Raw genomic sequence first — 10,920 nt, forward strand, 5'->3', positions numbered from 1 at the left:
GATGATACACCGCAGGCGGGTGCGCAACGGAAAGAATCCCCGAGTGGCCCCCCCTCCCTGCCCCTCCCCCACAAGGGGGGAGGGAACGGTGAGAGTGATGCTGTCGGCCGACTTGATTCGACTTCAACCCATTGCGTCCCGTTTCCCATCACGTCCCAGTTAATGCGCAGCCCCGAGACCGGTCTCCTCCAGCCGGGTTGCGAACCAGCGCGAGAGCTGTGGCTCGACGATGCCGCCGACATAGACCTCCGATGTCGTCACATTGTGCTGGTCCAGCACCAGCAGAACGCCGATCCAAAAGGCGAACCAGACATGCGCGTCCGTGAGCGCCCTCAGCTTGTGCTGATCGTGCTCGAGCGAGGTGTGATTGCTCGCCTTGCGGATCTCGATGGCGAGCAGATTGTTCGGGATCTCGCGCTGATGCACGACGACATCGGGATAGATCGACTTTCCCAGATGATCGTCGGTGGAAATAATCGTGCCGTGCGGCAAATGCAGCGTCCGCTCGCCGAGCCGGTCGTAGTTGCAATCGACCGCCCAGCCCGAGAACTGCTTCTCGAGATGCACGGCGAAGCGATGCGTGATCGCCCGCTCGCCGATGTCCTTCTCGAACAGGAATCCTTCGTGAGCGTAGAAGTCCCGGAGCGCCGCGATCACCTTGTTCAGCTCGGTCTGCATCGTGCCTTCCGACCTTCCGCGCCGCCACACCTCGGTGTCGTCCCGGCCTAGTGCGCAATTGCGCACTAGGCCGGGACGACGTCGGGAGAGAACCTAGTCAACCACACCTCACATCTGGACTTCGATCAGCCGCGGACCGGGCTCGGCGACGGCTTCGGCCAGTGCCTTGTTGAGCTCGTCGGCATTGGTCACGGCGCGGCCGGGCACGCCCATGCCCTTCGCCAGCGCCACGAAATCCAGCGTCGGCCGGTCGAGCTTCAGCATGTCGTTGGCGCGCTGGCCGGGCTCGCCGGCACCGACATTGTCGAACTCGCCGCGCAGGATCTGGTAGATGCGGTTGGCGAACACGATGGTGACGATGTTGAGGTTTTCGCGCGCCTGCGTCCACAGCGACTGGATCGTGTACATCGCGCTGCCGTCGCCGACCATGCAGATCACCTTGCGGTCGGGACAGGCAATCGCGGCGCCGATCGACAGCGGCGTGGAGAAGCCGATCGAGCCGCCCATGTTCTGAAGCCAGTCATGCGGGGCGGCCGCCGCCGTCGGCGGGAAAAAGCCGCGGCCGGTGGTCAGGGATTCGTCGACCATGATCGCGTTCTCGGGAATCGCGCAGGCGATCGCCTGCGCGATCGAGGCGAAGTTGAGCGCGCCGGTCGGCTTGACCAGCTCAGCCAAGGCCTGTGGCTTGACGTCCCTGGTGCTCGCCTTCACCGCGCCGGCCAGTGCTTCGAGCGCGGCGACCGAGTTCTCGCCCCAGGAGGTCATGCGATGCACGTCGCAGCCCTCGGGCCGTAGCACGCTCGGCTTGTTCGGATAGGCGAAGAAGGCCACGGGATCATCGGACTCGACCAGCACGATGTGACGGAACTTCGCCAGCATCGGCAGCGCGTTGTCGATGACGTAGTGGATGCGGTCGATCGAGAAGCGGCCGCGGCCGCGCGCCATCTTCGGGCGGAAGGTCGGGCCCATCACGGTGCAGCCGGTCTTGCCGGCGATGCGCTCGGCCAGCGCCAGCCCCTGCTCGCTCAGCGCGCTGCCGGTCATCAGCAACAGCGTGCCTTCGCCGTCGCCGTGCAGGATTTTTGCGGCCTGCTCGACCGCCTGCGGCGAGTAGCTCGCGCGCTGCTGCTCGGCCGGCACCTCGGCGATGCCGTCGGCCTCGTTCCAGGCGGTGTCGGCGGGCAGGATCAGGGTCGCGATCTGCGGCGGCGCGCTTTTGGCGGCGGCGATCGCCGCGGCGCCATCGGCGGCAACCGATTTGGAATCCGGCGAGGTGCGGACCCAGGACGACATCGGCCGGGCCAGGCCCTCGATGTCGGAGGTCAGCGGCGCGTTGTAGCCGATGTGGTAGACTGCATGCTGGCCGACGATGTTGACGATGCCGGAGTTCGCCTTCTTGGCGTTGTGCAGATTGGCCAGGCCATTGGCGAGGCCGGGGCCGAGATGCAGCAAGGTCGAGGCCGGCGTGCCCTTCATGCGGAAATAGCCGTCGGCGGCGCCCGTCACCACGCCTTCGAACAGGCCGAGCACGCAGCGCATCCCCGGCACGCGGTCGAGCGCTGCGACAAAATGCATCTCGGAGGTGCCGGGATTGCTGAAGCAGACGTCGACCCCACCCTTGACCATGGTCCGCACCAGGCTTTCCGCACCATTCATCCGTCAGCTCCCGCAACCGGCAATGTCCACCAATGCATTCGATCAATCATTGTTCGCGGCCTTCGTCAAAGCAATAGCGGGCATTGCTGCCCTGCCGGGCGTGACGACGCGCGGGTTTGGCTAATGCTTTCCGACCAATTGGCGTGGTTGCCGATTTGATAACGCCGATCGCGGGGATGACGTCCCTCACGCGGCCGTGGCTTGCGAAATGCCCGCAAATATGGCCTGTGGCGTTCGTTGAATCGATTTTTTGCTGGGGGAAACAATGATCCGGTTTTTTGCCGCGCCGATTGCCGCAACGGCGCTGTTGCTGGCGGGCGCGGGCAACGCATCCGCCGCGGGCATGATAGACTTCACGGGCACGAGCTCCACCGGCTATCTCGGCAGCGGTGCGAGCCCGGTTCCCCGCTCCACCGTGATGTATCCTACCAATTACGCGCCGGGCACCGTCATCGTGAACACCACCGAGCGACGGCTCTATCTGGTGCTGCAGAACGGCCAGGCATTGCGCTACGGCATCGGCGTCGGCCGCGACGGCTTCCGCTGGGGCGGGGTGCATCGGATCACCGCCAAGAAGGAGTGGCCGGACTGGACGCCGCCGTCGCAGATGCTGGCCCGCCGGCCGGACCTGCCGCGCCACATGAAGGGCGGCATCGAGAATCCGCTCGGCGCGCGCGCCATGTATCTCGGCTCGACGCTCTACCGCATCCACGGCTCGAACGAGCCGGAAACGATCGGCCAGGCGGTCTCCTCGGGCTGCTTCCGCATGACCAATGACGACGTCAGCGACCTCTATGGCCGCGTCTCGGTCGGTACCACGGTGGTCGTGCTCAACAACTAGCTGGTGGGGCCACGGCGGAAACCCGGAAGGGCGCGTGATTTGCGGTCTTGTGCGCGGCTTGCGAATACGGCAGCGTCGCACGACGATGAGCGCATTGAATCCGCCCTCGCCTCGCCTTCGCATCGCCCTGTTGGCGCTCGCAGCGCTCATCGTCGCGCCTGACACCGCTACCATTGCGGTGGCGAGCGAGCTGCCCGCGATCGCGGCGCGCCAGCGCGCCGAGAAAAAGAGCTTTACCGACGGCGAGATCGTCGACGGCTTTCTGAAGACGGCGTTCGGCGCCGAATACCACCTCGCCGGCCGCGTCGACCGCATCCGCAAGTTCGACGGGCCGGTGCGCGTGTTCGCCGAGAGCGACCGCGCCGACCGCAAGGCGCAGCTGGCCAAGGTCGTGGCCGACATCGCCAAGCGCGTGCAGCATCTCGACATCGCCATGATCGACAGCAGCGAGGCGGCGAATTTGCGGGTCAAGCTGGTGCGCGACCGCGACCTGTTTCGCACCATCTCCAGCTTCTACGGCGCGGAGAAGGCGCGTGAGATCCGCACCTCGCTCGATCCGCAATGCCTCTCCGGCTTCCGCAAGAACGACAATTTCGAGATCGAGCATTCCGACGTCATCCTCACCGTCGACAATGGCGACTTCGTCTTCCTCGACTGCGCCTATGAGGAGCTCTTGCAATCGCTCGGCCCGATCAACGACACGTCGAGCGTGCCCTGGACCATGTTCAACGACAACGTCTCGATGGGCTATTTCGACGTCTACGACCAATACATCCTCAACCTGCTCTACGATCCCCGCATCAAGGCGGGGATGACGGTGCAGGAGGTCAAGGCGGCGCTGCCCGAAGTGCTCGTCGACGTGCGCATGTGGGTGAAGCGGGTGAATGATCTGAAGGAGTGAGGAAGGTCTCTTCCTTCTCCCCTTGTGGGAGAAGGTGGCTTCGCGGCACGCGAAGCCGGATGAGGGGTCCTATCCGCGAGCACATCTCTCGCGTTTGAGCTCGCGGATACAACCCCTCATCCGGCGCTTCGCGCCACCTTCTCCCACAAGGGGAGAAGGGAAAGCACCATCATCGCCGCCTCACAGCTTCCTCGCCTTCGTCATCAAAAATTGCTGGCGCATCACGTTGTTACCGGCATCGAAATAACCGGAGATCAGCGTTTCGAACTCGGTGCGCAAGCTCTTGAGCTTCTCCGGTTCGTCCTTGTACTCGGCGACGAGCTTGATCAGAGGCCCGATCGTCGCTTCCATGGTGCGGCGGAAATGCTGCGGGCTGAGCGCGGACGGCGTCATCATGTCCATCTCGAACGAGAGGTCCTTCACCCGGCCCGCGAGACGCTCGGTGACGATCTTCGGATCGCCCCACAAGACCGGCGACGCCACGCCCTCGGGCGGCGGCAGGCGCGCCCCGATCAGCGCGAACATCCGTCCGACAAAGAGATGCGGCGGCCAGGTGGAGAAGGCGATGGTGCCGCCGGGCTTGAGCACGCGCAGCATCTCGGCGATGGTGACATCGGGTCGCGGCGCGAACATGTGGCCGAACTGGCTGAGCACCACGTCGAACTCGTTGTCGCCGTAGGGCAGGCTCTCTGCATCGCCATCCCGAAAGTCGATATCGAGGCCCACCAGAGCTGCGTGCTCGCGGGCGCGCTCGATCAGGACAGGCGACAAATCCAGACCCCTGACCTTGGCACCGCGGCGCGCCGCCGTGATCGCGACGACGCCGGTACCGCAGCCGACGTCGAGCAGATTTTGACCGGCGGCAACGCCGGCAAAGTTCACGAGCCTGGCGGCCGACGGCGTCGTGAACACCTCCATCGGCGTGAACAGCGACCAGGCTTCCTTCTGGACTGCCTTGAAGCCTGCAAACGGGTCCTGCGCGTTCATGGAACTCTCCCTTCACTCGATTTCGATCTTCATGAGGCTGCCACCGGGCGCCGAAGGTTCAAAGCAGATGCAAGGGCCGTTCCGCGCCGGCCCTATTGCACGAGATCGGCGACAGTGGTTGCGGCCTTGAGGCCGGTGCCGGTGAGCACCGCCACCGTGGTCTCGTTCGCCTTGATGGCGCCAATGCCGGACAATTTATCCAGTGCGGCGACTGCACTGGCGCTGGTCGGCTCGGCGAACAGGCCCTGCCGCGCCAGTCGCCGCAGGGCGGCGACGATCTCGTCCTCGCTGAGCGCAACGGTGCCGCCGCCGCTCTCGCGCAACGCGCCGATGATCTCGCGCAGGCGCAGAGGATGCTTGATCGCGGTGCCTTCGGCGATGGTCTTGTGCACCTCGCGCGGCACCGGCGTGTCGACGCCGGCCTGAAAGCTCGCATCGATCGGTGAGCAGTTTTGCGGCTGCGCCGCGAACAGGCGCGACAGCTTTGCGATCTGGCCGGCTTTCTTGAGCTCACGGAAGCCGAAGGCGCAACCGAGCAGAGAGCTGCCGGCACCGACGGGGACGATGACGTTGTCGGGCGCGCGAAAGCCGAGATCCTCCCAGATTTCATAGGCGAGCGACTTGGTGCCTTCGAGGAAGAACGGCTGCCAATTGTGGCTGGCATAGAAGGTCTGGCTCGACTGGCGGATCGCCTCGGCCTCCGACTCCTCGCGCGGGCCCTCGACGAGCTGCACTGCGGCTCCATAGGCGCGCACCTGGGCGATCTTGGCCGGCGATGTCGAGGCCGGCGCCAGGATCTTCACGCGCATGCCGCCGGCGGCGCCGAGTCCGGCCATCGATGAGCCGCCATTGCCGGAAGAGTCCTCCAGAATGGCGTCGATGCCGATCTGCCGCAGGAACGACAGCATGACCGCAGAACCTCTGTCCTTGAAGCTGCCGGTCGGGTTGAACCATTCGAGCTTGAAGAATGGCCGCAAGTCGCCCCAATCCTGCTGCACCAGCGGGGTGCAGCCTTCGCCGAGCGTGATCGGTTTTGCGATCTCGACCGGCAGCGCCGCCCGGTAACGCCAGAGCGACCGAGTGCGGCCCTCGATGTCGTCCCGCGACATCCCCGCCCCCGGCGTCACCAAAAGCGGCGTGCGCTCGTCCGAGCACCAGCGCGGCTGGTCCAGTGGATAGAGCTTGCCGTTGCGGGGGTCGATGTAGGCGGCGGAAGGCATGGCGGTCTCCGAGGCAAAGGCGTTCTGTACGATTGGTCTGATGACACGTTTTGTCCAGGATTCGGCTCTCGCCGGACAAACCATGCATCGCCCCTTGAAAACATGAAAAATAGAAATACTTCAATCCCTTAAGTCGATCGCACCGGCAGAGCGGCAAGGTCGGCCAGCGCCAGGGCGCGGCGTTCAGGCGAGCCCTGCCGGCTGGTCGATGACGGGATTTTGGCCGCAAACGGCCCAGCGGCGCAGCACGATTAACTTGTCTGTCGCGACTGCCCGCTACAATATGTTTGATTGAGCTCGCGTGACCCGTGTTCAGCACCGGCAGCGCGACCGAGCCAGGCCCGTCCGAGCGGCGGGCCGTTGGCTTTTTGGGAGTTTGGTCATGAGCCGCGCGAACCGTACCGACCACATCCGCCTCACCTCCCATCCGGAGCCGGGCAGGAAGGCCGCCTTTCCGATCCACTGGGGCGCCGCGGACGCGCGGGCGCGGGGTCCGATCATCGGCACCGTGTCGCGCGCGCAGGACCGCAACGTGATCGGCAGCCATGGCGGATCCTATGCGATGTATCGGGCGCTCGCCGTCTCCGCCGGCGCGCTTGATCCGATCCGCCGCCCCGACCTCACCAACACCTTTCCGGCCGCGACCATCGGGCCGTTTTCGCAATGGAGCGATCCGGCCAAGATCGTCGCGCTCGATCCCTGGGGCCACCTCGTCGCCGAGAATTTCCGCAAGGAGATTGCCGAGGGCTGCGACATCCGGCCGAGCATCGCGGTGACGCGCGCGCGGCTGGACCTGCCGGAGATCCGCGAGGCGCTGGCTGCCAAACGGCTGCGCGCCGACGGCGAGGTCGTGCACGCCAATGGCAGTGTCTCGGTGGTGAAGATCGCGATCGATCCGGTGTGGTACCTGCCCGGCCTTGCGGCGCGCTTTGCGACCGGCGAGACCGAGCTGCGGCGCACGCTGTTCGAGCAGACCGCCGGCATGTTCCCCGAACTGGTGACGCGGCCGGACATGAAGGTGTTCCTGCCGCCGATCGGCGGCACCACCGTCTACATGTTCGGCGACGTGACCAAGCTGCCGGACCACCGCACCAAAATCACCTGCCGCGTGCATGACGAGTGCAATGGCTCCGACGTGTTCGGCTCCGACATCTGCACCTGCCGGCCCTACCTCATTCACGGCATCGAGGAATCGGCGCGCGGCGCGCAGGATGGCGGGCTCGGGCTCGTCGTCTACAACCGCAAGGAAGGCCGCGCGCTCGGCGAGGTCACCAAATTCCTGGTCTACAATGCGCGCAAGCGCCAGGAGGATGGCGACGCGGCCGCCGCCTATTTCGAGCGGACCGAATGCGTCGCCGGGGTCCAGGATGCGCGCTTCCAGCAGCTGATGCCGGATACGATCCACTGGCTGGGCTTAAAGCGCATCGACCGCTTCCTGTCGATGAGCGACATGAAACATGACGCGCTGACCTCGCAGGGCATCGACATCGTCGAGCGCGTACCGATCCCGCCGGAGCTGATTCCCGCCGATGCCTATGTCGAGATCGCCGCGAAGAAGGCCGCCGGCTATTACTCCGCCGACGATGTGACTGAAAAGGACGTGAACGACATAGTCGGGCGTTCGCTGGAAAAATACTGAACGTCATGGCGGACGCCCCAGAACAACCGGCCCGCTCGCTCCTCAGCGCAGAGGCGGTGCGCGCGCGCGCGGAGCAGATGCTTGAACTCGGCCTGCGCGACGGCTTAAGCCATTTCACGGTCGATCTCGATCGGATGGACAGCGTCGCGGACGCCGTGGTCGCGGTCACGCGCCGGACCTATCCGACGCTCGACATTCCCTTCCATGCGCGCTGGCGGCATTTTGTGCTTGGCGGCGTCGATCGCTGGGCGCGCCTTGCCGACGCGACGTCCTGGCCGGACCGCGCGGCGCGGGCGCGCGCGGAGTTCGACTTAGCGATCGTCAGCGTGCTGCTCGATGCCGGCGCCGGACCCGCCTGGCGATACCGCGATGCGCTCACGGGAGAAGGTATCGGCCGATCCGAGGGGCTCGCGATCGCAAGCCTCGACATGTTCGCGAGCGGCCTCTTCTCGGGCGACGCGCGCGCGCCGTTCAGGGTCGACGCGGATGTGCTCGCAAAACTACCGCTCGCCGCGCTCACGTCCGCCTTCCAGGTGAGCGACGCCAATCCGTTGCTCGGTCTCGAAGGACGCACGGATCTGCTGCGGCGCCTGGGCCGGCTGGTTGCCGAGCGTGCCGAGGTTTTCGGCTTGCACGACACCTCGCGTCCGGGCGGCTTGTTCGATCACATCGCGGCGCAGGCGACGTACGGCGCGCTTCCCGCGCCCGCCATCCTGTCCGCGGTGCTGAACCAGCTCGGGCCGATCTGGCCGTCGCGGCTTGAACTTGCCGGCGTTCCGCTCGGCGATTGCTGGCGCCATCCGGCGATCAAGGCCGATGATGCGACCGCGGGCCTCGTGCCGCTGCACAAGCTGTCGCAATGGCTGAGCTATTCGCTGACCGAGCCGCTCCAGCGCGCCGGATTTGAGGTCACTGACATCGACGGCCTGACCGGGCTCGCCGAATACCGCAATGGCGGGCTGTTCGTCGATCACGAGGTGCTTCACCTGCGCGATCCCGCTGATGCCGAGCGCGCGCATGCGGTCGATTCGCTGCTTGTCGTGGAGTGGCGCGCCCTCACCGTCGCGCTGCTGGACCGGCTCGCAGACCTCGTGCGCGCGAAACTCGGCCGCACGCCGGAGTCACTACCGCTCGCCAGCATTCTGGAAGGCGGCACCTGGGCGGCCGGCCGGGCCATCGCCTTCGCGCGCCGAAGTGACGGCGCGCCGCCGCTCAAGGTCATCAGCGACGGCACGGTTTTCTGACCCTCTCCCCTTGTGGGAGAGGGTGCCTCGCGAAGCGAGGCGGGTGAGGGGTTCTCTCCGCGAGTGCTCCTCATCCATTTGAACTCGCGGATAGATACCCCTCATCCGGCGCTTCGCGCCACCTTCTCCCACAAGGGGAGAAGGGAAAAAGCAAGAGCATTCAATATGGAAGGCGTCACGGTCGTCGATCATCCGCTGGTTCAGCACAAGCTGACCCTGGTGCGGGACAAATCCATCTCGACAAAATCATTCCGCGAGCTGATCAAGGAGATCGGGATGCTCTTGTGCTACGAGGTGACGCGGGACCTGCCGCTCACCGACGTCGTCGTCGACACGCCGCTGGCGCGCATGCACTCGGCCAAGATCGCCGGCAAGAAGCTGGTGTTCGTGCCGATGCTCCGCGCCGGCACCACCTTCGTCGACGGCATGATGGATCTGGTGCCGACCGCGCGCGTCGCGCACATCGGGCTCTACCGCGAGCCGCACAGTTTTGCCGCGGTCGAGTACTTTTTCAAATCGCCGTCCGATCTTAGCGAGCGCCTTGCGATTGTGGTGACGCCGGTGGTCGCGACCGCCAACACGGCCGTTGCCGCGATCGATCGGCTGAAGGAGCGCGGCGCAAAGGATATTCGGCTGGCCTGCCTGATCGCAGCTCCGGAGGGACTCGAGCGGCTGCGTGGGCTGCATCCGGACGTCCCGATCTGGACGGCCGCTGTCGATGAAGGGCTCGACGAGAACGGCTTCATCGTGCCGGGTCTCGGCGATGCCGGCGACCGGGCCTACGGAACGCGATGAGAGCGGCGCGACAACTGGAACATGATGAAATCAGGTTCGTCGGCTGTCAGCGGTTCACCTCTGCCCGGCGGGGAGAGGTGATTCGAGCTCTGGCGCGCGCATCGATTCAGCCGAAATTCATCCCGCTTTAGATCTTCCCGCTGCCGCAGATTCCTTTCAGCGCCTGCCACTCCGTATCGGTCAGCAGCGGCGGGCCGCTGGCGGGGCGGTCTTCCTTGGTCATGCGGGCGAGGCGGTCCTCGGTCAGAGGATGGCTCGCCAGGATCGTGAAACCGCTACCGCCTTCCTTGCCGGTGATGCGGAACATCAATTCGGCGGCCGGCTTTGGTGAGCGGCCGAGCGCGTGCATGATCTCGATCGCGAACGTATCGGCCCCCATCTCGGCCTCGCGCGAATAGGAGGCCTCAACCACGCTGCGCGAGGCGAAGATCACGGCCGACGAGCCGGTGACGTCGCCGAACAACAGGCCGATCAAGAACGAGGTGCCGCCGTTGTAGATCAGCCCGCGCATGTTGTCGTGATGCTTGAGATGGCCGAGCTCGTGGGCGAGGATGCCGGCGAGCTCGTCGGGGCTTTGCGCCTTGTCGAGCAGGCCCTGCATCACGAAGACCTTGCCGCCCGGCAGCGCAAACGCATTCGGCACCGAGGTCGGCAGCACGCCCGCCGTCGCCAACGCTCGAACTCGATGCCGATCAGGAAATAGGCGAGATAGATCGGCACCAGGATTGCAAGCGCGATAAGGAAGCCGACCAGAAGCTCCTTAGCCCGCCCGGTATATTCGGCGGCGTCACCGTCGATCGACGTGTTCGACCAGAGGTGACGGCGGATGTCGGTCACCAGCCAGAAGCGGTAAAAGCCGAAGGTGACGAGCTCGAGCATCGCGCCCGTGGTGACCAATTTGCGAAACCCGGAACGATCGCCGGTGAAGTCGACTCGGGTGGGCGGCAGCGGTGGAGGGA

Annotated in this window: 9 protein-coding genes and 2 pseudogenes; 5 read left to right on the forward strand and 6 right to left on the reverse strand. The window is 65.5% G+C overall.

Annotation, left to right across the window (positions count from 1 at the left end; translation table 11 throughout):
• Positions 1-159: 159 nt before the first annotated feature.
• Both GWG65_RS39610 and GWG65_RS39615 read right to left on the reverse strand, forming a co-directional pair.
• Entirely contained in the window at positions 160-678 is a 519-nt protein-coding gene (locus tag GWG65_RS39610; protein WP_275200827.1) for a hypothetical protein, read from the reverse strand.
• Positions 679-786: 108 nt separating this feature from the next.
• Positions 787-2,334 (reverse strand): acetolactate synthase large subunit, encoded by a 1,548-nt coding sequence (locus GWG65_RS39615; RefSeq protein WP_275200828.1) that lies wholly within the window; start codon positions 2,332-2,334, stop codon positions 787-789.
• A 265-nt stretch (positions 2,335-2,599) separates the two neighbouring features.
• On the opposite strand from GWG65_RS39615, the gene GWG65_RS39620 reads away from it, so the two are divergent.
• Together GWG65_RS39620 and GWG65_RS39625 are read left to right on the forward strand one after the other, a co-directional pair.
• Entirely contained in the window at positions 2,600-3,175 is a 576-nt protein-coding gene (locus GWG65_RS39620; protein ID WP_275200829.1) for a L,D-transpeptidase, read from the forward strand.
• A gap of 85 nt (positions 3,176-3,260) precedes the next feature.
• Complete coding sequence (locus GWG65_RS39625) at positions 3,261-4,076, forward strand: DUF2927 domain-containing protein (protein WP_275200830.1); 816 nt, start codon at positions 3,261-3,263, stop codon at positions 4,074-4,076.
• 180 nt (positions 4,077-4,256) lie between these two features.
• Here the strand turns inward: GWG65_RS39625 and GWG65_RS39630 are convergent, their stop codons facing one another.
• Together GWG65_RS39630 and GWG65_RS39635 are read right to left on the reverse strand one after the other, a co-directional pair.
• Entirely contained in the window at positions 4,257-5,063 is an 807-nt protein-coding gene (locus GWG65_RS39630) for a class I SAM-dependent methyltransferase (RefSeq protein WP_275200831.1), read from the reverse strand.
• Between the two features lie 92 nt (positions 5,064-5,155).
• Entirely contained in the window at positions 5,156-6,283 is a 1,128-nt protein-coding gene (locus tag GWG65_RS39635) for a threonine synthase (RefSeq protein WP_275200832.1), read from the reverse strand.
• 382 nt (positions 6,284-6,665) lie between these two features.
• On the opposite strand from GWG65_RS39635, the gene GWG65_RS39640 reads away from it, so the two are divergent.
• From GWG65_RS39640 to upp, 3 genes are all read left to right on the forward strand, one after another.
• Entirely contained in the window at positions 6,666-7,922 is a 1,257-nt protein-coding gene (locus GWG65_RS39640) for a GTP cyclohydrolase II (RefSeq protein ID WP_275200833.1), read from the forward strand.
• A 5-nt stretch (positions 7,923-7,927) separates the two neighbouring features.
• Positions 7,928-9,166, forward strand: a complete 1,239-nt coding sequence (locus GWG65_RS39645) for a URC4/urg3 family protein (RefSeq protein WP_275200834.1) — start codon at positions 7,928-7,930, stop codon at positions 9,164-9,166.
• 165 nt (positions 9,167-9,331) lie between these two features.
• A complete protein-coding gene (gene upp, locus GWG65_RS39650; RefSeq protein WP_247381381.1) occupies positions 9,332-9,961 on the forward strand; it encodes a uracil phosphoribosyltransferase in 630 nt (209 codons plus the stop codon).
• A 127-nt stretch (positions 9,962-10,088) separates the two neighbouring features.
• On the opposite strand, the pseudogene GWG65_RS39655 reads toward upp, so the two are convergent.
• Both GWG65_RS39655 and GWG65_RS39660 read right to left on the reverse strand, forming a co-directional pair.
• A pseudogene (locus GWG65_RS39655) lies at positions 10,089-10,628 on the reverse strand (M48 family metallopeptidase); the annotation flags it as partial.
• A pseudogene (locus tag GWG65_RS39660) lies at positions 10,628-10,920 on the reverse strand (DUF898 family protein); the annotation flags it as partial. The pseudogenes GWG65_RS39660 and GWG65_RS39655, both read right to left, overlap by 1 nt.

The sequence above is a fragment of the Bradyrhizobium sp. CSA207 genome (assembly GCF_029051685.1).
In the GTDB taxonomy this organism is placed as follows: domain Bacteria; phylum Pseudomonadota; class Alphaproteobacteria; order Rhizobiales; family Xanthobacteraceae; genus Bradyrhizobium.